The organism is Streptomyces colwelliae, assembly GCF_048158785.1.
Classification (GTDB): domain Bacteria; phylum Actinomycetota; class Actinomycetes; order Streptomycetales; family Streptomycetaceae; genus Streptomyces.
This window is the reverse complement of sequence record NZ_JBLTJC010000014.1, coordinates 1-18,789: the sequence shown is the minus strand read 5'-3', so window position 1 is coordinate 18,789 and position 18,789 is coordinate 1. Positions and strand designations below refer to the sequence as shown.

The following is an 18,789-nucleotide window of genomic DNA, read 5'->3' as shown; positions in this document are numbered from 1 at the left end:
CCCGCATGAGAGAGGCCGCAGTTGTGGCAACGATCCTGAAGCACGCCGTGCCCACGTCAGAGGTGACCGCCTCACTCGACCAGGTGCGGGAGACCGTGACCGGCGTCATCGCGGACATCCGTGCGCGCGGCGACGAGGCGGTGCGCGCCTACTCCGAGAAGTTCGACAAGTGGAGCCCCGACTCCTTCCGGCTGACGGACGAGGAGGTCGAGAAGATCGTCGCGTCGGTGCCGCAACAGGTCATCGACGACATCCGTTTCGTCCAGGACCAGGTGCGCACCTTCGCACGCCACCAGCTCGACTCCTTGCGGGAGTTCGAGGTGGAGACCCTGCCGGGAGTGAGGCTCGGGCAGAAGCACGTTCCGGTACAGGCGGCGGGCGCGTACATCCCCGGCGGGCGTTACCCGCTCACCGCTTCCGCCCACATGACCATCGTCACCGCCAAGGTCGCCGCCGTACCCCGGGTCGTCGCCTGTACGCCGCCCATCCACGGCGAGATCCCGGCCGCCACCGTCGCCGCCATGCATCTCGCGGGCGCCGACGAGATCTGGCTGCTCGGCGGAGTGCAGGCGGTGGCCGCCATGTCCGTCGGCACCGACACGATGCGGCCCGTCAACCTGATCGCCGGGCCCGGCAACGCCTATGTCGCCGAGGCCAAGCGGCAGTTGTTCGGCGAGATCGGCATCGACCTGTTCGCCGGGCCGACCGAGATCCTCGTCCTCGCCGACGAGCGGGCCGACCCGTTCGTGTGCGCCGTCGACCTGCTCTCCCAGGCCGAGCACGGCCCGGATTCCCCGGCCGTTCTCATCACCACCTCTCGCGAGGTCGCCGAGAAGACGATCGCCGAGGTTGAGCGCCTCCTGCCCGGCATGCCCACCCGCGACTTCGCCGGGCCCGCCTGGCGCGACCACGGCCAGGTCCATGTCGTCGACACCCTCGACGAGCTGTACGCCCTCGCCGACGAGTTCGCCTTCGAGCACGTCGAGGTGCTCACCGCAGAACCACGCCTCGCGCTGGAGCGGATGACCCAGTACGGCGCCCTGTTCCTGGGCGAGGGTACGTGTGTGTCGTTCGGCGACAAGGTCATCGGCACGAACCATGTGCTGCCCACACGTGGTGCCGCGCGCTATACCGGCGGCCTGTGGGTGGGGAAGTACCTCAAGACGGTGACCTATCAGGAGGTCACCGACGCCGACTCCCAGGCGCTGCTCGGCCGACTGTGCGGACGGGCCGCCCGCGTCGAGCTTTTCGAGGGCCACGCACGCTCCGGCGACGTACGCGCGGCGAAGGCCGCGGGCGACGAACTGCCCTGGAACACCCCGTGACCCTGGAAGGCCGCACGGCACTGATCACGGGCGGCGGCGGACCGCTGGGGCGTGCCTTCGCGCTGGCCCTCGCGGACGCCGGGGCCCGGGTGATCCTGGTCGGGCGCAACGAGACAGCGCTCGCGGAGGCGGTCGCACGTGTGGTCAAGGACGACGGACAGGCTCGTACGGCCTCCTGCGATGTCTCCGACCCGTCGGCTGTCAGCGCCCTTGCCGCCGAACTCGCCGACGAGAACGTGTCGTTGCTCGTCAACAACGCCGGAGTCGCCGGCCCCGTACGGCCCCTCGTCGACATCGAGCCGGACGAGTGGGACGACGTGTTCGCCGCCAACGTCCGGGGCGTCTACCTGATGTGCCGGGCCTTCCTGCCGCCGATGCTCGCGGCGGGGCGCGGTGACATCGTCAACGTGGCCTCGGTCAGCGGCAAGCGGCCACTCCTCAACCGCACCCCGTACACCGCCTCCAAGATGGCGCTGCTCGGCCTGACCCGGACCCTCGCCGGGGAGGTCGGCCCGCGGGGGATCGCGGTCAACTCCCTTTCCCCGGGGCCGGTTCGGGGCCCGCGCATGGACCGCAACTTCAAGCTCACCGCCGAACTGACCGGCTGCACGGTCGCCGAGGCCGAACGCGACTTCGCCTCCCGGGCCGCCCTCGGCCGGCTCGTCGAGGAACACGAGGTCGCCCAGGCACTCGTGGCGATGCTCGCGATGCCCGGCCTGTGCGGGGCCGACATCGACCTGTCGGCCGGGATGATCGCCCCGTCGTAGCTGGACGGGGTGCGGAAGACGGCGAGGTGGACGGCCGGCGAGCCGCCCGCCTCTCCGTCGTGTCCAAGCTCGTCCACGCGCTATGACGACTCTGTGTGACCGCCATGAAATGGTCGGCGTGATCCGAGGCATCGGACTCCCATATGTGTGTGCCGCCTGCCTATTCCCTGGTTCTTGTGGCTGCTTCACTCCCTCGTGCGCACCTTCGGTGCCTCCGCCGGGCCGTCCGCACCCCGCGTTCGACGGCCGGCCGGTCACACTGCGCAACGGCGCATCGATCCCTGGGAAGGCAAGCAATGACGCTGATCACCCGACGCTCGGTCCTGATCGCCGGTACCGCCACGGCCGGAGCCGTACTGATGCCGGCGGTCTCCGCCACCGCCGCGCCGACGGCCACCAAGGCCACGAAGGCTTCGGGCAAGCGGATCTCGGTCGCATCCGGCGAGACGTACACGGTCTCCGCGACCACCCGCGTGAGCGAGTTGTCCATCGCCGACGGCGGCACGATCGCCGCCCCGGACGGCTCCAGCCTCTCCCTGACCGTCGACGGAGTGGAGACCGGTCAACTGCTCACCGCCACCGGCGGAACGGCCACCCTGATCCAGGCCGGCACCTATCGGGGCGACGTCGTCCTGACCGTCGCCGCGGCCAACGAGGTGACGTACGAGACGCTCACCTTCCCCTTCCGGCAGGCGGTCTACGTCGACGGCCACGGAGTGGTCAAGGACAAGTCCGTCCTCGCGGCCGTCCTCGGCGGCAAGCTGACGGACGCCTACGCGAAGAACGTGTCGATCACCTCGACCGGCGAGTGCTTCGACGGCGTGTACGTCCAGGACGCCACCTACACCCTCGACCAGCCCTCCATCTCCCTTACGGGCAACGGCCGTTGCGACTTCGCGGGCTACGGCGCCGCGGTTGTCGGCGACGGTTCCTCGACCACGCTGGTCGTGGACGGCGCCCGGATCGACAACCAGGGAGTCGTCCGCACCGCCGTCATCGCCAACGACGGCGCCAACGTCATCGTCAAGGACTCCGTACTCCGCGCCCGCAACGGCGTCCTGCCCGCCGACTACCAAGCCACCGTGGAGACGCCGTACATGGAGTCCGTGCCCTGGATGCTCGGCCTCGACGGCAACGTCCGCGCCACCAACCTGATCGGCAAGAACAGCAAGGCCACCTACCTCAACTCCACCGTCTTCTCCGAGACTTGGGGCGCCCTGTCGGTCGAGGGCGGCAGCGGGCTCAAACTGACCGCGATCAACAGCCACTTCGGGAACACGGGGGAGTACGGCTACGGCACCTACGCCATCGGTGACGCGACCGTGCGGGTGCTCGGCTCCCGGCTCGACGTCGGCAGCTACGCGACCATCATCGCGGGCCCCGCTGCGGTCGTGCACTACGGCGACAGCACCAGGGCCGCCGTCGCCGCGCTCAACACCGAGCTGGAACTCGGGCTGTCCAAGGCCGAGTTGGCGTCGGTACCGGTGCGCAACACCGTCGTGGACTCCGGGCACTTCGGCTACATGTTCTTCGGCGCCGGCCAACTCACCCTCGACGGCGGCACGGTGATCAACTCCGACCGGGCCACCTTCCTCAACAAGGGCCAGCAGACGACGATCAGCGTCGACGGCTCGCAGGGCGCCCGGCTCAACCCGCGCGACGGGATCATCCTCCAGATGATCGAGCTGGACGACCCGGGCCCGGTCAACGTCAACGGCAAGATGATGAACATCGGCGTCTACGCCGAGCCCACCGGCGACCCGGCGAAGGACGCGACCTTCGACCCGACCGCCGTCCACACCACTGATGGTGCCGCCACCTTCAACTCCATAGCCTTGAAGGGCGACTTCTACAACGGCATGCGCACGGGCAAGAACATGGTCCTCACCTTCGAGGACGCCAGTGTCGAGGGCGTCATCTCCGCGTCGACGGCCAAGCACCGCGTCTCCAGCATCGACGCGTCGACCTTCTACGAGCTGGGCATCGTCACCAACACCGCTCAGGCCGCCGTCAACAACGGCGCGATCGTGCAGCTCGACAGCGGCTCCACCTGGACGGTCACCGGCACCTCGTACCTGACCCGGCTCGCCCTCGCCGCCGACGCGACCGTCAAGGCGCCCCGCGGCAAGAAGGTCATGCTGACGGTCGACGGGACGGCCACGGCCATCACGCCGGGCCAGACCTACACGGGCGCCCTGACACTGACCGTCGCGTGAGCGATGGCGGAGGCGCGCCGCTCAGGGCTCAGGGCCCGGCCTTCACGCGAGCCGCGCCTCCGCCTCCTTCGCGATCCGCTCGAACTGCGCACCCATGGCCGCCTGGAGAGCCTGGGCGCCGGACAACGGCCGTACCATGACCGTCAGTTCGTCGATCAGGCCTTCCTCGTTGACGTGGATGAAGTCGCAGCCGGTCAGCTCGCGGTCGCCGATCCGCGCGGCGAACACCAGCGCGCTGTCGCTGCCGTCCGGGTCGCCGATCTCCCGGACGTACCGGAAGTCCTCGAAGACCCGCGCCACCCCGTGCAGGATCGCCGCGGTGATCGCCTTGCCGGGGTACGGCTTGAACACGACCGGGCTGGTGAAGACCACGTCCTTCGCCAGCAGCGCCTCGACGGCGTCCATGTCCTGCGCCTCGACCGCCTCACGGAACGCGCGCATCGGCTCACCTCATAGTCAATTAGTTGAGTAGGTGTGGATGAGACTAATCAACGACTGTTAGCGTGTCCACATGTCCCTCAAGTACGCGGTCCTCGCGGCCCTCCTGGAAGGCGAGGCCTCGGGCTACGAGCTGGCGAAGGTGTTCGACGTGTCGCTGGCCAACTTCTGGCCCGCGACACCGCAGCAGCTCTACCGCGAACTGGAGCGCCTCGCGCAGGACGGACTGATCGAGGCACGGGTCGTACAGCAGGAACGCAGGCCCAACAAAAGGATGTTCACGCTCACCGAGGCCGGCCGGCGCGACCTCGACACCTTCGCCGCGGAGCCGCCCCGGCGTCCCACCGTCATCCGTGACGAACTCCTCATCAAGATCCAGGCCATGGACGGCACCGACCCCGCCGTGACCCGGGAGCTGATCGAGGAGCGCAGGTCGTGGGCGCGCGGCAAGCTCGACCGCTACGAGCGCGTACGGGACCGTCTCCTCGGCGGTCTGACCGAGGAGGAGTACCTGCGCGACGCCGACCGCATCGGGCCCTATCTCACGCTGATGGCCGGGATCACCTTCGAGGAGGAGAACCTGCGCTGGTGCGAGCGCGTTCTCGCGATCCTGAAGCAGCGGATTGCCCTAGGCTGACCCGGATGTTCAGCCCCGAAGGCCCCAGTCTGCGCGAACTCGCCGTCCAGGCCCTGTCGTCCGTCGAGCACGGCTACGACCTCCTCGCGCCCAAGTTCGACCACACCCCGTTCCGCACACCGGCCCCGCTGCTCGACGCGGTCGCCACGACGCTGCGCCGCGTCGGCCCCTTCGACGACGGACTCGACCTGTGCTGCGGCACCGGCGCGGGCGTCGACGTGCTGACCAAGGTGTGCCAAGTGAGCGTCACCGGCGTCGACTTCAGCTCGGGCATGCTCGACGTCGCACGGGGCCGCACCCGATCCGCGGGTCCCCGTGTCTCATGGGTGCGCGGCGACGCCCGCGCCCTTCCCTTCGCGCCCGCCTTCGACCTGGTGGTGAGCTTCGGGGCGTTCGGCCACTTCCTGCCCCGCGAACTGCCGGGACTGTTCGCCCAGGTCCACTCCGTACTGCGCCCCGGCGGATGCTTCGCCTTCCCCGTCGTCGCACCGCCGCGCCCCACATCCCCCGCGTACTGGATGCTGTCCGGCTTCGACGCGGTGATGAAGGTGCGCAACGCCGTCTGGCGACCGCCCTTCGTCATGTACTACCGGGACTTCCAACTCGGTTTTGTACGACCGGAGTTGGAGCGGATCGGATTCGACGTCGACCTCTACCCCCTGCCTGAGTTCGGGCAGCGCAGCGACGGCAGCCCCCGCGTCCGCATGGTCGCGGCGCGACGGCTGCCGTAGCCGCAGCGGGTCTCAACCGGTCGCTGTCGCCGCCGACTTGATGACCTTCGTGACCAGGTCGGGGTGGGAGATCATCACGACGTGCGAGGAGTCCACGACGGTCGTGTGCGAACCGGCGCGCTTGGCCTCGAAGCGCTCCAGGTCGGGCGCGATCGCCCGGTCCTGCGCCGCCACGACCGCCCACGAGGGGATGTCGCGCCAGGCCGCCGCCGTGGCGACGTCCGTGAACGCCGCCGCGCTGATGGGGCGTTGAGAGGCCCCCAGCAGTGCGGACGTGGCGGCCGGGAGGTCGGCGGTGAACACCGCGTGGAACTTCGCCGTCTGGATGGCCAGGTCGGTACCGCCAAAGCCGTCGGGCAGCGGCTGCAACGCGTCGCCCAGTTGCGAACCGGGGAAACGCGCGCCGAGTTCGCCCAGTTGCTCGCCCTTGTCGGGTACGAACGCCGCGACGTACACGAGCGCCTTCACACTCGCGTCGCCCGCGGCCGCCTGGGTGATCACCGCGCCGCCGTAGGAGTGTCCTACGACGACCTTCGGGCCGTCGATCGTCTTGAGGAGCGCGGAGAGGTAGGCGGCGTCCGAGGTCAGTCCGCGCAGCGGATTGGCGGGCGCCACGACCAAGTAACCCGCCTTCTGTAGCCGGGAGGCCACCGCCGACCAACTGGACGCGTCGGCGAACGCCCCGTGCACCAGCACCACGGTGGGCTTCGGCGCGGAGTGCGCACCCCCGGTGGCGGAGGCCGCCGAGGCAGGGAGCGCTGTGGCCGCGAGGGTGCCGGCGGCCACAACTGCCCCCAGAAGTAAGGGTCTACGGGAGATCGTCATCGGTCAGCTCCGGTCGAGGTCGAGGAGATCGGCGTCGTAGGCGTACTCATCGGTGCTCGGTAGGCCGTAAGGGAGTTCAGGCATAGCGGCGCACGAACGACAGGGCCGTGTCCGCGACCTCCTGCCAGCCGTGGTCGATGGTCAGCGCGTGGCCCCGGTCCTTGATCTCGGTGATCTCGGTGACGTTCTTGTTGTGCTGCTGCTTCTTGTAAGAGGCGTTGGCGATCGACCAGGGCACGGTGTGGTCCTTCTCGCCCGAGATGATCAGGAGCGGGCCGCGGTCGGGGTTCTCCGTGTCGACCTTCGCCTCGGTCCACGGGTTGAGGTTCGCCGTGGCCGCCTGGAACAGCGGGGCGCCCGGCGCGGGCACCGCGAACGTCTCGTACAACTCCCGTGCCTCCTCCTCACCGACGGCGTTGGCGAAGCCGTAGCGGAACTGGTCGTAGGTCAGAGGGACCGCGCGACTGCGGTTGGCGGGGTTGCTGAGGACCGGTGCGGAGGAGCGCAGCGCGGAGATCGGCAGCGGCAGCACGCCCCGGAACGGTGCCGGGTCGATCGCCACGGAGACGGCGGACAGTCCGCGCCCCGCGAGGATCTGCGTGAGCAGTCCGCCGAAGGAGTGGCCGATGATCGCCGGCTTGCGGGTCAGGGTGCCGATCAACTGCGTGAGATGGTCGGCGACTTGGCCGACCGTCTTGCCCGCCATGACCTCCGGGTGCTCGTTGGCCTCCTTGACCGTCTCCGGGTCGTCGGGCCAGGACAGGGAGACCGGCGCGTACCCGGCCTGCTCGAAGTGCGCCGCCCAGCGGTCCCAACTGCTCGGCAACAGCCACAGACCGTGGACGAAGACGACCGGCGTGCGTTCGAGGGCGTTCGCCCGCTCGATCTGCTGTACGTCGATGTGGGTCATGTCCCGAAGTATGAGTCCACGGAGTTCCAGGAGTCCGTCGTATGGCGGCACTTGGTGAAGGATGACGCCATTGTCGCGGCCCGGGCGATCTCCTAGGCTGAACCGCGTGGGGGCGAGAGTGCTGTCCGGGAACGGAGTTGTACATGCTCAGCAAGGGTGAAGCCGGCGAAGCGGTCCGTCAGGCCAAGGTGAAGACCGGTGTCACATGGGCCCAGTTGGCGGAGGCCGTTGGCCGGCCGCTCGCGTGGACCACGGCGGCCCTCCTGGGCCAGCACCCCATGTCCAAGGACGAGGCGGCGACGGCCGCCGCCCTTCTCGAACTCGGCGAGGACGCCGCCCTCGCCTTCCAACTCCAGCCCACCCGGGGCGCGTTGGAGGCGGCCGTACCCGTGGACCCCACGATCTACCGGCTCTACGAGGTCATTCAGGTCTACGGCCCCACCATCAAGGAGCTGATCCACGAGCAGTGCGGCGACGGCATCATGAGCGCCATCAACTTCCGCCTCGACGTCAGCCGCGTGCCCGACCCCGCCGGTGACCGGGTCGTCATCACCCTCGACGGGAAGTACCTGCAGTACCAGTGGGAGTGAGCGTGTCCACAACTCGCCGCTCCGCCTTGGTGGTTGGCGTCAGCGACTCCGGGCGGAGTTGAGCCGGGCGGCCTGGCGCGTCAGATGGTCGCGCTCGGCGAGGTTGGGCGCCTTCAGCGCCGCCTCCGCGTACAACCGTGCCGCCTTCTTGAGATCGCCGTCGCGTTCGTGGAGGTAGGCCGCCACCGCGGTGTGGCGCGGCAGGGAGTCGTCCAGGGGTGCGAGCGCGGCCAGGCCGGCGCGCGGACCGTCGGCCTCGCCCACGGCGACCGCGCGGTTGAGGCGGACCACCGGGCTGTCGGTCAGTCCTGCGAGTTCGTCGTACCACTCGACGATCTGCACCCAGTCGGTCTCCTCGGCGGTGGGCGCGTCCGCGTGGAGCGCCGCGATCGCGGCCTGTGCCTGGAACTCGCCCAACCGGTCGCGGGCCAGGGCGACTTGGAGGATCGTGACGCCCTCGGCGATCGCCGAGGTGTCCCATCGCGCCCGGTCCTGCTCGGCGAGCGGGATCAGGCTGCCGTCCGGCGCGGTCCGGGCGGCGCGCCGGGCATGGTGCAGCAGCATGAGGGCGAGCAGACCCGCGACCTCGGGGTGGTCGATCGCGGCGGCGAGTTGCCGGGTGAGCCGGATCGCCTCGGCGGCGAGGTCGACATCCCCGGAGTAGCCCTCGTTGAACACCAGGTAGAGGACGCGCAGCACGGTCGCCACATCGCCGGGCTGGTCGAACCGAACGTCGGAGACGGTGCGCTTGGCCCGGCTGATGCGCTGCGCCATCGTCGCCTCGGGCACCAGATAGGCCTGCGCGATCTGCCGGGTGGTGAGCCCGCCGACGGCGCGCAGCGTGAGCGCGACCGCCGACGACGCCGTCAACGACGGGTGGGCGCACAGGAAGTAGAGCTGGAGCGTGTCGTCCGCCGCGGGCGCGGGGCCGGGCGCCGGCTCCTCGTCGACCAGATCCTCACGTCTACGGCGGGCGGTCTCCGCCCGCGTCGCGTCGAGGAACCGCCGCCAGGCCACCGTGACGAGCCAGCCCTTCGGATCGCGCGGCGGGTCGTCCGGCCAGACCCGGACCGCCTCGACCAGCGCGTCCTGTACGGCGTCCTCGGCCGCCGCGAAGTCTGCTCCGCGGCGGACGAGGATGCCGAGCACGTTCGGCGTGAGGCTCCTCAGCAGGACCTCGTTCACTTGAATGTGCAGTCCGTGACGGTCGAGTGCACGCCCAGGAACGGACGCAGCTCCAGCCACTCGTGGATCGGCTTGCCACCCGCCCCGGGGGCGGCCGACAGCTCACCGGCCAGCTCCACCGCGCGCTCGTAGGTGTCGACGTCGATCTCCATCCAGCCGGCGATGACGTCCTTGGTCTCGGCGAACGGGCCGTCGGTGACCGGCGGGCGGCCCTCGCCGTCGTAGCGGACGAAGGTCCCCTCGGGGGAGAGCGCCTGGCCGTCGACGAACTCGCCCGTCTTCTCCAGCCGGGCGGCGAAGTCGTTCATGTACTGGACGTGGGCCGAGATCTCCTCGGGCGTCCACTGGTCCATGGGGACGTCGTTCACGGCGGCGGGGGCGCCGCGGTAGTGCTTCAGGAGCAGGTACTTGGCCATCGTCGTTCTCCTCGGTGGTGGTGCGACCCATTGTGGTCGCGTTCACCTCGGGGACGGAGCCGGGCGCGGGTTCTCGACATCGGCGGGCAGATTTCTCGCCACGAGTTTCGCGCGGTCTGCGGGGGAGGGCGGAAAAGGAGGTGTATCCACTCCTCTTCCCTTCTTAACGTATAGCGCACCAGGGGGCTTGCGGCAAGGCCCCCGTCGTGCCGCAGAATGTCCGGCCTGAGGGCATGACCTGCGGAAACGGGAGTCGCGGAATGCGTGTGTTGTTGACGACGTGGGGATCGCGCGGGGATGTCGAACCGCTCGCGGGACTCGCGTCGCGCCTGCTGGAACTCGGCGCGGAGGTGCGGGTGTGCGCGCCGCCGGACGAGGAGTTCGTGGAGCTGCTGGCCCGGGCCGGTGTGCCGCTGGTGCCGCTCGGTCCGTCGGTGCGGTCCGTGGTGAACGGGTCGAAGCCGCCGTCGGCGGAGCGGGCGTTCCAGCTTGCGCCCGAACTGGTCGCCGCCCGCTATGAGACGCTCACGGCGGCCGCCGAGGACTGTGATGTGCTGCTGGCCACCGGTCTCATGCCGGCCGGTGCCCGCTCGGTGGCCGAGAAACTCGGCATCCCCTATGTGCTCGCCTGCTTCCACACGGCCGGACTGCCGTCGTCGAAGTACCCTCCGCTCTCGCGGCCGGGCCACGCGTCCTCGCCGGAGGAGACCGACATCAAGACGCTGTGGGAGGAGGACGCCCGGCGCGTGAACGCCCTGTACGGCGAGGCGGAGAACCGGCACCGGGCGGAGCTGGGCCTGCCACCGGTCGAGAACGTGCGGGACCACGTCTTCACCGAGCGGCCGTGGCTGGCGGCGGACCCGGTGCTGTTCCCGTGGCAGGAACAGACGGATCTGGACGTCATGGTGACCGGCCCGTGGATCCTGCCCGACGAGCGCCCGCTGCCGGCCGACGTGGAGACGTTCCTGGAGGCGGGTGAGGAGCCGGTGTATGTCGGCTTCGGCAGCATGGCCCTGCGCACCTCGCCGGATCTCGCCCGGGTCGCCATCGACGCGGTCCGCGCACAGGGCCGCCGGGTCCTCCTCGCCCGCGGCTGGGCGGACCTGGCCGCCGTCGACGACGGGGACGACTGCTTCGTCGTAGGAGAGGTCAACCAGCAGGCACTCTTCCGGCGGGTCGCCGCCGTCGTGCACCACGGCGGCGCGGGCACCACGACGACCGCCGCGCTCGCCGGTGCGCCGCAGCTGGTCGTGCCGCAGATCGCCGACCAGCCATACTGGGCGGCAGGGGTGGCCGAGCTGGGCATCGGCGTCGCACACGACGGGTCGACGCCGACCTACGACTCCCTGTCGGCCGCGCTCACCACCGCCTTGGCGCCCGAGGTCCGGAAACGGGCGCGGACCGTGGCCGGCACGATCCGCACGGACGGGACGACAGTGGCCGCGAAGATGCTCCACGACATGGTCAGCGGGGAAGGCCGGTCCACGCACGCGTGAACCGGCCGAACCGAGCACACGAGAAACCGCACGCACCGGTCCCCACGCCCAGCCGCACGCCGGGCCGTGAGCGACCCCAGATCGGAATTGATGCCGTGAACCCCCTGACCACCAGCGCCTTCGACCTTCCCGACCGGCTCTCCGCCAAGGCCGACCCGGCGCTGATCGCCGCCGACGAGCAGCACTTCGCGGCGATCGCGGAAAGCCTCGAGCAGTCGATCGCGGACCTGACCGAGCAGCTCGACACCGAGCGCAGGGCGCCCGGCGGCATCGGCCGGGCGGCGATGGACCGGGACACGGAGATCCACCGGCTCACCACACGGCTGCGCACCCTACGTCGCTTCGGCCTGGACCTGTGTCTTGGCCACATGGTGGAAACCGACACCTCCGAGCCCGTGTACATCGGGCGGCTCGGTCTCACCGACAGCACGGGACGCCGGCTGCTGCTCGACTGGCGCTCGCCCGCGGCGGAGCCGTTCTTCGGCGCGACCCACGCCAACCCGATGGGTCTGGCGAGCCGTCGCAGGTACCGCTGGACGCGCGGCCGGATCAGCGACTACTGGGACGAGGTGTTCACGGCGGACGGCTTCGTCGGGCACGCCGCGCTCGACGACCAGTCCGCGTTCATCGCCAGCCTCGGCGGCAACCGCTCGGGCCGGATGCGCGATGTGCTCGGCACCATCCAGGCCGACCAGGACGCCATCATCCGCGCGGGTTCGCGCGGCGCGCTCGTCGTCGACGGCGGGCCGGGCACCGGCAAGACCGTCGTCGCCCTGCACCGCTCCGCCTACCTCCTCTACTCCGACCCGCGCCTCGGGCACCGCAGGGGCGGCGTGCTGTTCGTGGGTCCGCACCGGCCCTATCTGGACTACGTCGCGGACGTCCTCCCCAGCCTCGGGGAGGAGGGCGTGCAGACCTGCATCCTGCGGGACCTCGTCGCCGAGGGCGCGGCAGCGGTCGTGGAGGCTGACCCGGAGGTGGCCCGGCTGAAATCCTCCGTGGAGTTGGTGCGGGCGATCGAGCCCGCCGTCCGGTTCTACGAGGAGCCGCCCACCAAGGGCATGAACGTCACCACCCACTGGTCCGACATCCGGCTGAGCGCCGAGGACTGGGCCGTCGCCTTCGAGGCGGCCGAACCCGGCACCCCGCACAACGAGGGACGCGAGCAGGTCTGGCAGGAACTGCTCACGATCCTGGTGGACAAGCACGACGACACCGCCTCGGCACCGGACCAGGAGGGCGGGCAGGTCTCGCCCGAACAGCTCCGGCGCTCACTGCGGCAGAACAGGGAACTGCTCACCGCCTTCAACCGTGCGTGGCCGCTGCTCGAAGCGGCCGACCTCGTCGGCGACCTGTGGACCGTACCGGCCTACCTGCGCAAGTGCGCCCCCTCGCTGAGCCGCGACGAGGTCCAGCGGTTGCAGCGCGCGGACGCCCAGGCCTGGACGGTGTCCGACCTGCCGCTGCTCGACGCGGCTCGGCAACGGCTCGGTGACCCCGAGTCGGCGCGCCGCAAGCGCCGGCAGGAGGCCGCCGTCGCCGCCGAACACTCCCGTCGGACCGACGTCATCGACAGCCTGTTGCAGAACGTCGAGATCGACGAGAGCGAAGGCGCGATGGGCATGCTCCACGGAAAGGATCTACGGGACGCGCTGATCGACGAGGCCGCACAGGTGTCCGCCATCGAACCCGACCTGCTCGCCGGGCCGTTCGCGCACATCGTCGTGGACGAGGCCCAGGAACTCACCGACGCGGAATGGCAGATGCTCCTGCTGCGCTGCCCGTCCCGCAGCTTCACCATCGTCGGCGACCGCGCCCAGGCCCGGCACGGGTTCACCGAGTCCTGGCAGGAACGCCTGAAGCGGATCGGGCTCGACCGGATCAACCTCGCGTCCCTGACCGTGAATTACCGCACCCCGGAAGAGATCATGACGGAGGCCGAGCCGGTCATCCGAGCCGTGCTCCCGGACGCCAATGTGCCGACCTCGATCCGCAGCAGTGGCATCCCTGTCGTCCACGGACCCACCTCCGATCTGGAGTCGGCCCTCGACACCTGGCTCGCCGAGCACGCGGACGGGATCGGCTGTGTCATCGGGACAGGCGACATGGACGCGGGCATCTTCCGGGCGAGGCCCCGGATCCGGGCGCTGACTCCCGAGCTGTCCAAGGGACTTGAGTTCGACCTGGTCGTCCTCGTCGACCCGGAGAAGTTCGGCGAGGGCATCGAAGGGGCCGTCGATCACTATGTGGCGATGACCCGGGCGACCCAGCAGCTCGTCGTGCTCACGAGCGCCTGACACGCGTCGGCGCGCGGCGAGTTGGGACCCGTCGCGCGCCACCGTGTCGAGTCCGCAGGCTCAGCCGGCCGCGGCGGGCAGCGTGAACTCGTAGACCAGGGCGTCCTGTTGGGCCTCCACCACCAGGTCGGTGATCTCCAGCGGGCGCGCGTACTGGTCGTGCACGCGGCGGGTCACGCGCACCGAGGGCGCGGTGGCGACCTGGGTGATGGTGTCCCGGTGGTGCAGGGTCAGGCCGGCCCGGCGCATCCAGTCGTAGGCGCGCCGGAGTTGGGCGGAGGCGGAGCCGTCGGCGCGGTCGCGGTAGCGGGCCAGTTCCTCGACCTCGGCCAGCGCCACCGCCGAGAAGGACGTGACCGCCGTACGCAGTCCGCTGCCGTCGGCCGCCGCGGACGCGTAGCGGTGCACGAGGGTCGGCCGGTGCGGGGCGATGCCCAGGGCCTCGGCGTGGTCGGGCGGGGGAGTCTCCCAGTTCACGGTGGCCCGGTCGAAGCCGGTCGGGTCCGTGCCGCGGGCGCCGACCGGGAAGCTGAGGGAGGAAGGGGTCTCGACGGGCTGCCCGGCCAGGGTGGCGTGGCTGCCGCGCCGGTCGGTGGCGACCAGGCCGTCCCTGCGCAGCACCTCCAGCGCCTGTCTTATGGTCTCCCTGCTGACCTGGAAGTGCTCGGCCAACTGCCGTTCGCCGGGCAGGCGTTCACCGGGCGGGATGGTGCCGTCGTGGAGTTCGCCGAGCAGTTGGGCGGCGACCCTCCCGTAGAGGGGCTGGTCGTCGGCGGTCGGGTGGTCGTGGGGGGTGGTGCGGGCCATGCCGCGCCTCCTGTTGGTGACAAGACTGAGGGCAGAACTGGTGACGAAACGTAGCCGTGCGGGCTCGTTGCGCGACCAGATCTAGCATTGGTCTAAACCACCAGGGAAGAGCGGCAGGGCAGTTAGGCCGAAACCGACCCGCGCCGGTCACCCCTCACAGGGCGTCCTGCACGGCGTCGATCAGGGCCATCTTCCGTGGGTCGTCGGCGATATGAGGCCCCATCCGGTTCATCACATACCCCATCGACAGCCCCGCCTCCGGGTCGGCCAGACCGAAGGAGCCACCGAAGCCGTCGTGTCCGAAAGCCTTCGGGTTACGACCGTACGATCCGTTCGGGCCGCTCAGCCACAGGCCGAGCCCGACCTCCGTCTCGTGTGCGAAGCCCGCCCCGAGCACCAGGTCGCGGCAGCTGCCCTGCCCCTCGCGCACCCGCTCGACCGCCTCGGGGGAGAGGACGCGGTGGCCGCCGTGGGTTCCGCGCCCGGCGAAGACGCCGTAGAGCGCCGCTACGGCGCGTGCCGTGCCGTGGCCGTTCGCGGCCGGGATCTCCGCGGCGCGCCACTCGGGGGTGTTGGCCTCGGCCGCGCCCGCGGCCGGGTTGGTCAGCGCGGCGATGGCGGCGGGCGTCAACTGGCTGAAGATCGCGGCCTGTTCACTCGCCGACGCGGCGGGCGGATGCACCAGCTCGGCCGCCCGGCCCGCCTCCTTCTCCGGCAGCCCGATGGTGAAGTCGATCCCGAGCGGGCCGGTGACCTCACGCTCCAGGAAGGCGCTCGGGAGCAACCCTGAGACGCGGCGCACCACTTCGCCGACGAGGAAGCCGTAGGTGATCGCGTGATACCCGGACCGGGTGCCCGGCTCCCACCAGGGCTCCGTGGCCGCGAGGCGTCCGGTGGTCAACTCCCAGTCGTAGAGCTGCGCGAGGGAGTGCGGCTCGCGCAGGCCGGCCAGTCCGGCGCGGTGGGAGAGCAGGTGTCGTACGAGGACGTTCTCCTTGCCCGCGGCGGCGAACTCCGGCCAGTACGTGGCTACCGGGGCGTCGAGGTCGAGCAGACCCCGGTCGGCGAGGATGTGGGCGCACAGGGCCACCGGGCCCTTCGTCGTCGACCACACGTTGACCAGCGTGTCCTTCTCCCAGGGGCGCGTCCGTGCCGCGTCGGCCCAGCCGCCCCAGAGATCGACGACGGTCTCGCCGCCGACCGTGACGGTCAGTGCGGCACCCAGTTCGTCCCGGTCCCGGAAGTTCTCCTCGAACGCCGTGCGCACCGCCGAGAAGCGGGGGTCGCAGTGGCCGTCGACGGCTGGCTGGTGCTCGGACATGGGGCCTCCGTGGTGTGCCGGACGTCCGGGCCGCGACGCTGCGGCCCGGACCCCCTGAACATACCGACTGGTCGGACTGACCGGAAGGCGCCGTACGCTCAGTTCAGGAACAAGGTGCCGGTCGGCTCCCGGTGACCCGCCTCCGTGTGCCAGTAGTCGCGGGTCTCCACCGCCAGCCCCTTGCTGTCGAAGCGCACGAAGACACAGCCGGCCAGCGTGGACGGCTCGCCGTCCTCCTCGGCCAGCACCCTGAACTCGGCCACGGCGACGCCGTGTTGGCCGACGACGGGCGCAGAGAACCGCACATCGCCCACCCGCTCCGCCGCGAACGACCAGCGCAGATACGCGGCCAACTCGGCCCGCCCCCGGTGCGGTTCACGGAACGGCATCGAGCGGTGGACGCAGTCCTCGGCGTACAACTCCAGCAGCGCGTCCACGTCGTGCTCCGACCAGGCCCGCGCCCAGACACGCACGAACCGTTCGGCGGCTTCACTCGTGGCCCTGTCCATGTGGGCACCTCCCGACATGTGGGCACCTCCCGACGGGGACTCAGACGTACGACCGCAGCCAGTCCAGCTTGGTCGCTTCCTGGTAAGGGCCGCCGCCCTCATGGTCGTTGAAGTCGTACACCTCGATCTTCTTGTCCTCGTGCGCCCAGGCGTTGAACGTGGCGAACACCGTGGAGGGCGGGCAGGTCTGGTCCTCCAGGGCCGTCGAGAAGAGGGCGGGAGCGCGGCCCCGGGACGCGAAGTGGACGCCGTCGAAGTACGAGAGCGTGCGCAGGACGTCGTCGGTGCGACCGCGATGGGTCTTGAGGTAGTTGCCGATCTCCCGGTACGGGTCGCGGTCCGTGAGTGTCGCGGCGCGCGGGTAGTCGCACAGGAACGGCACGTCCGGCGCGATCCCCGCCAGGTCGCCGACCAGTCCGCCGACGGCGATGCTGATGCCGCCGCCCTGGCTCGCGCCGAGGGCCACCGTGCGCGCGGGATCGACCAACGGGTGCGAGCGCGCCGCCTCGACGGCTCGCACGCCGTCCGTGAACACCCGCCGGTAGTAGTAGTTCTCAGGGGCGTCGATGCCCCGGGTCATGAAGCCGGGATATGCGGGCGCGCCGCCCACCGGGTCCGGGGTGCCACCGCCGCCGCCCCACGCGCTGCCCTGTCCGCGGGTGTCCATGACGAAGTGCGCGCGGCCCGTCGAGGCCCACAGCAGGTTCTCGTGCGGGAGGCCCCGCCCGCCGCCGTAACCGATGAACTCCACGATCAGAGGCAGGGGTTGGGCCGCGTCGGCCGGCAGCCGCAGCCAGCCCTTCACCGGGTGACCGCCGAACCCGGCGAACGTCACGTCGTACACCTTCACCGTGGACAGTCCCGTGTCGACCGGTTCGAAGCGCGCGTCCAGATCGTGCTCGCGGGCCTCCTGAAGGGTCTTGGACCAGAAGGCGTCGAAGTCCTCGGGCTCGACGGAATCGCTGCGGTACGCGCGGAGTTCGTCGAGCGGAAGGTCGAACAGGGCCATCGATGACCGCCTTTGTGAAGTGTGGGTGCGGATGATCACACCGTACGTGTGGCATCGGAGGACTCGCCAGGCCCGTGCGGTGCCCCGCGCCTACCATGTCGGCATGTCGTCTGCCGTGGATCTGCTGGTCAAGGACGCCGAACTGCTCGTCGTGGACGGCGAGCGGGAGATCCCGGGCGGCTGGGTCGCCGTCACGGATGGTCGGGTCACCGCCGTCGGCGCGCGAGGGTCCGAACCCGACGCCGCTACGACCGTCTCGGCGACCGGGCGGCTCGTCACCCCCGGCCTGATCAACACGCACCACCACATCTACCAGAACCTCACCCGCTCCTACGCCCCCGCCGTCAACGGCACCCTCTTCGACTGGCTGACCACGCTCTACCCGCTGTGGGCCCGCCTCGACGAGGAGGCCGCCTACGTGTCCGCGTACGTCGGTATGGCGGAACTCCTCATGGGCGGCTGCACCACATCCTCCGACCACCTCTATGTGCATCCGCGCCCCTATCTGGTCGACGCCGAGATCCGTGCCGCCCGTGACATCGGCTTCCGCTTCCACGCGACCCGCGGCTCGATGACCCGGTCCGTCGAGGATGGGGGACTGCCGCCGAGGAGCGTCACGCAGAGCACCGACGAGGTCCTCGCCGACAGCGAGCGGCTGATCAAGGCCCACCACGACCCGGAACCCGGCGCGCTGATCCGGGTCGCGCTCGCACCCTGCTCACCGTTCTCGGTCACCAAGGACGTGATGACGGCCACCGCGGAACTCGCCGAGCGGTACGACGTACGCCTGCACACGCACCTCGCCGAGGACCGCGACGAGGACACCTACTGCCTGGAGACCTACGGCTGCCGGCCCGTCGAGTACTTCGAGGACACCGGGTGGATGAGCGACCGCACCTGGGTCGCGCACTGCATCTACCCCAGCGACGACGAACTGCGCCGCCTCGCCGCCGCGGGCGTCGGCGTGGCGCACTGCCCCAGCTCCAACATGCTCATCGGGGGCGGCACGGCGCGGGTGAAGGAGATGCGTGAGCTGGGTCTGCCGGTGGGTATCGGCTGTGACGGCTCGGCGTCCACCGATCACGCCTCGTTGTGGATGGAGACGCGAGGTGCGCTGCTGCTCGGCCGGTATCGGGGCGGGCCGGGGGCGATGACCGCGCGGGACGCCCTCGACATCGCGACCGCGTGGATGTCGGTGAGGACGGCTCCGGTACCGGTGCGAGGGTCGAAGACGGCGTAGGTGGGGATCCCGATCAGGGGATAGTCGCGCATCTTGCCGACCCAGTCGTTGTCCGGATTGGAGCGGGAGA

The 18,789-nt window shown here is 70.4% G+C and carries 17 protein-coding genes and 2 pseudogenes; 9 read left to right on the top strand and 10 right to left on the bottom strand.

Going from position 1 to position 18,789, the window contains the following annotated elements; translation table 11 throughout:
• Positions 1-5 precede the first annotated feature (5 nt).
• The 3 genes from hisD (at position 6) to ACNFOC_RS04985 (ending at position 4,308) form a co-directional block, all read left to right on the top strand.
• Positions 6-1,325, top strand: a complete 1,320-nt coding sequence (gene hisD / locus ACNFOC_RS04995; RefSeq protein WP_416956957.1) for a histidinol dehydrogenase — start codon at positions 6-8, stop codon at positions 1,323-1,325.
• The gene (locus tag ACNFOC_RS04990; protein ID WP_416956955.1) at positions 1,322-2,092 is read left to right on the top strand and encodes an SDR family NAD(P)-dependent oxidoreductase; all 771 of its coding nucleotides are present in this window, start codon (positions 1,322-1,324) and stop codon (positions 2,090-2,092) included. The genes hisD and ACNFOC_RS04990 overlap by 4 nt, the downstream gene beginning before the upstream one ends.
• 296 nt (positions 2,093-2,388) lie before the next feature.
• Positions 2,389-4,308 carry a hypothetical protein gene (locus ACNFOC_RS04985; protein ID WP_416956953.1) on the top strand — a complete coding sequence of 640 codons (1,920 nt, stop codon included), beginning with the start codon at positions 2,389-2,391 and terminating at the stop codon, positions 4,306-4,308.
• Positions 4,309-4,350: 42 nt separating this feature from the next.
• On the opposite strand, the gene ACNFOC_RS04980 is transcribed toward ACNFOC_RS04985, so the two are convergent.
• A complete protein-coding gene (locus ACNFOC_RS04980) occupies positions 4,351-4,749 on the bottom strand; it encodes a nuclear transport factor 2 family protein (protein WP_416956951.1) in 399 nt (132 codons plus the stop codon).
• 70 nt (positions 4,750-4,819) lie between these two features.
• Here ACNFOC_RS04980 and ACNFOC_RS04975 point away from each other — a divergent pair, with 70 nt between their 5' ends.
• Both ACNFOC_RS04975 and ACNFOC_RS04970 read left to right on the top strand, forming a co-directional pair.
• Complete coding sequence (locus tag ACNFOC_RS04975) at positions 4,820-5,383, top strand: PadR family transcriptional regulator (RefSeq protein WP_416956949.1); 564 nt, start codon at positions 4,820-4,822, stop codon at positions 5,381-5,383.
• Between the two features lie 5 nt (positions 5,384-5,388).
• Positions 5,389-6,114: a class I SAM-dependent methyltransferase gene (locus ACNFOC_RS04970; protein WP_416956947.1), complete on the top strand. Its 726-nt coding sequence runs from the start codon at positions 5,389-5,391 to the stop codon at positions 6,112-6,114.
• 12 nt (positions 6,115-6,126) lie between these two features.
• Here the strand turns inward: ACNFOC_RS04970 and ACNFOC_RS04965 are convergent, their stop codons facing one another.
• Complete coding sequence (locus tag ACNFOC_RS04965; RefSeq protein ID WP_416956945.1) at positions 6,127-6,939, bottom strand: alpha/beta fold hydrolase; 813 nt, start codon at positions 6,937-6,939, stop codon at positions 6,127-6,129.
• A gap of 76 nt (positions 6,940-7,015) precedes the next feature.
• The gene (locus tag ACNFOC_RS04960; protein ID WP_416956943.1) at positions 7,016-7,849 is read right to left on the bottom strand and encodes an alpha/beta hydrolase; all 834 of its coding nucleotides are present in this window, start codon (positions 7,847-7,849) and stop codon (positions 7,016-7,018) included.
• Between the two features lie 143 nt (positions 7,850-7,992).
• Here ACNFOC_RS04960 and cynS point away from each other — a divergent pair, with 143 nt between their 5' ends.
• The gene (gene cynS, locus ACNFOC_RS04955) at positions 7,993-8,439 is read left to right on the top strand and encodes a cyanase (protein WP_416956942.1); all 447 of its coding nucleotides are present in this window, start codon (positions 7,993-7,995) and stop codon (positions 8,437-8,439) included.
• 39 nt (positions 8,440-8,478) lie between these two features.
• Here the strand turns inward: cynS and ACNFOC_RS04950 are convergent, their stop codons facing one another.
• Positions 8,479-9,624: an RNA polymerase sigma factor gene (locus ACNFOC_RS04950; RefSeq protein WP_416956940.1), complete on the bottom strand. Its 1,146-nt coding sequence runs from the start codon at positions 9,622-9,624 to the stop codon at positions 8,479-8,481.
• Complete coding sequence (locus ACNFOC_RS04945; RefSeq protein WP_416956938.1) at positions 9,621-10,040, bottom strand: YciI family protein; 420 nt, start codon at positions 10,038-10,040, stop codon at positions 9,621-9,623. The genes ACNFOC_RS04950 and ACNFOC_RS04945 overlap by 4 nt, the downstream gene beginning before the upstream one ends.
• 260 nt (positions 10,041-10,300) lie before the next feature.
• On the opposite strand from ACNFOC_RS04945, the gene ACNFOC_RS04940 reads away from it, so the two are divergent.
• On the top strand, positions 10,301-11,536 hold the full coding sequence (locus ACNFOC_RS04940) for a glycosyltransferase (RefSeq protein WP_416956937.1): 1,236 nt from the start codon (positions 10,301-10,303) through the stop codon (positions 11,534-11,536).
• A 95-nt stretch (positions 11,537-11,631) separates the two neighbouring features.
• Positions 11,632-13,833 (top strand): RNA polymerase recycling motor ATPase HelR, encoded by a 2,202-nt coding sequence (gene helR, locus ACNFOC_RS04935; RefSeq protein WP_416956935.1) that lies wholly within the window; start codon positions 11,632-11,634, stop codon positions 13,831-13,833.
• 60 nt (positions 13,834-13,893) lie between these two features.
• On the opposite strand, the gene ACNFOC_RS04930 is transcribed toward helR, so the two are convergent.
• The 4 genes from ACNFOC_RS04930 to ACNFOC_RS04915 all read right to left on the bottom strand — a co-directional run bounded on the left by ACNFOC_RS04930 (position 13,894) and on the right by ACNFOC_RS04915 (position 17,479).
• A complete protein-coding gene (locus ACNFOC_RS04930; protein WP_416956933.1) occupies positions 13,894-14,640 on the bottom strand; it encodes a GntR family transcriptional regulator in 747 nt (248 codons plus the stop codon).
• Between the two features lie 154 nt (positions 14,641-14,794).
• On the bottom strand, positions 14,795-15,961 hold the full coding sequence (locus ACNFOC_RS04925) for a serine hydrolase domain-containing protein (RefSeq protein ID WP_416956931.1): 1,167 nt from the start codon (positions 15,959-15,961) through the stop codon (positions 14,795-14,797).
• 98 nt (positions 15,962-16,059) lie between these two features.
• Positions 16,060-16,470 (bottom strand): nuclear transport factor 2 family protein, encoded by a 411-nt coding sequence (locus ACNFOC_RS04920; protein WP_416956928.1) that lies wholly within the window; start codon positions 16,468-16,470, stop codon positions 16,060-16,062.
• Between the two features lie 40 nt (positions 16,471-16,510).
• Positions 16,511-17,479, bottom strand: coding sequence for an acetylxylan esterase (locus ACNFOC_RS04915; RefSeq protein WP_416956926.1), 969 nt, complete (start codon positions 17,477-17,479; stop codon positions 16,511-16,513).
• A 31-nt stretch (positions 17,480-17,510) separates the two neighbouring features.
• Between ACNFOC_RS04915 and ACNFOC_RS04910 the strand changes: the two are divergent.
• Positions 17,511-18,602, top strand: a pseudogene (locus tag ACNFOC_RS04910) (amidohydrolase family protein); the annotation flags it as partial.
• On the opposite strand, the pseudogene ACNFOC_RS04905 reads toward ACNFOC_RS04910, so the two are convergent.
• Positions 18,560-18,789: pseudogene (locus tag ACNFOC_RS04905) on the bottom strand (hypothetical protein); the annotation flags it as partial. The pseudogenes ACNFOC_RS04910 and ACNFOC_RS04905 sit on opposite strands and share 43 nt — an antisense overlap.

Coding starts and splice junctions, on each gene's coding strand:
- ACNFOC_RS04940 (WP_416956937.1), top strand. CDS start 10,301: ATGCGTGTGTTGTTGACGACGTGGGGATCGCGCGGGGATGTCGAACCG.
- ACNFOC_RS04960 (WP_416956943.1), bottom strand. CDS start 7,849: ATGACCCACATCGACGTACAGCAGATCGAGCGGGCGAACGCCCTCGAA.
- ACNFOC_RS04945 (WP_416956938.1), bottom strand. CDS start 10,040: ATGGCCAAGTACCTGCTCCTGAAGCACTACCGCGGCGCCCCCGCCGCC.
- ACNFOC_RS04920 (WP_416956928.1), bottom strand. CDS start 16,470: ATGGACAGGGCCACGAGTGAAGCCGCCGAACGGTTCGTGCGTGTCTGG.
- ACNFOC_RS04965 (WP_416956945.1), bottom strand. CDS start 6,939: ATGACGATCTCCCGTAGACCCTTACTTCTGGGGGCAGTTGTGGCCGCC.
- ACNFOC_RS04985 (WP_416956953.1), top strand. CDS start 2,389: ATGACGCTGATCACCCGACGCTCGGTCCTGATCGCCGGTACCGCCACG.
- ACNFOC_RS04925 (WP_416956931.1), bottom strand. CDS start 15,961: ATGTCCGAGCACCAGCCAGCCGTCGACGGCCACTGCGACCCCCGCTTC.
- ACNFOC_RS04980 (WP_416956951.1), bottom strand. CDS start 4,749: ATGCGCGCGTTCCGTGAGGCGGTCGAGGCGCAGGACATGGACGCCGTC.
- cynS (WP_416956942.1), top strand. CDS start 7,993: ATGCTCAGCAAGGGTGAAGCCGGCGAAGCGGTCCGTCAGGCCAAGGTG.
- ACNFOC_RS04970 (WP_416956947.1), top strand. CDS start 5,389: ATGTTCAGCCCCGAAGGCCCCAGTCTGCGCGAACTCGCCGTCCAGGCC.
- ACNFOC_RS04915 (WP_416956926.1), bottom strand. CDS start 17,479: ATGGCCCTGTTCGACCTTCCGCTCGACGAACTCCGCGCGTACCGCAGC.
- ACNFOC_RS04975 (WP_416956949.1), top strand. CDS start 4,820: ATGTCCCTCAAGTACGCGGTCCTCGCGGCCCTCCTGGAAGGCGAGGCC.
- hisD (WP_416956957.1), top strand. CDS start 6: ATGAGAGAGGCCGCAGTTGTGGCAACGATCCTGAAGCACGCCGTGCCC.
- ACNFOC_RS04930 (WP_416956933.1), bottom strand. CDS start 14,640: ATGGCCCGCACCACCCCCCACGACCACCCGACCGCCGACGACCAGCCC.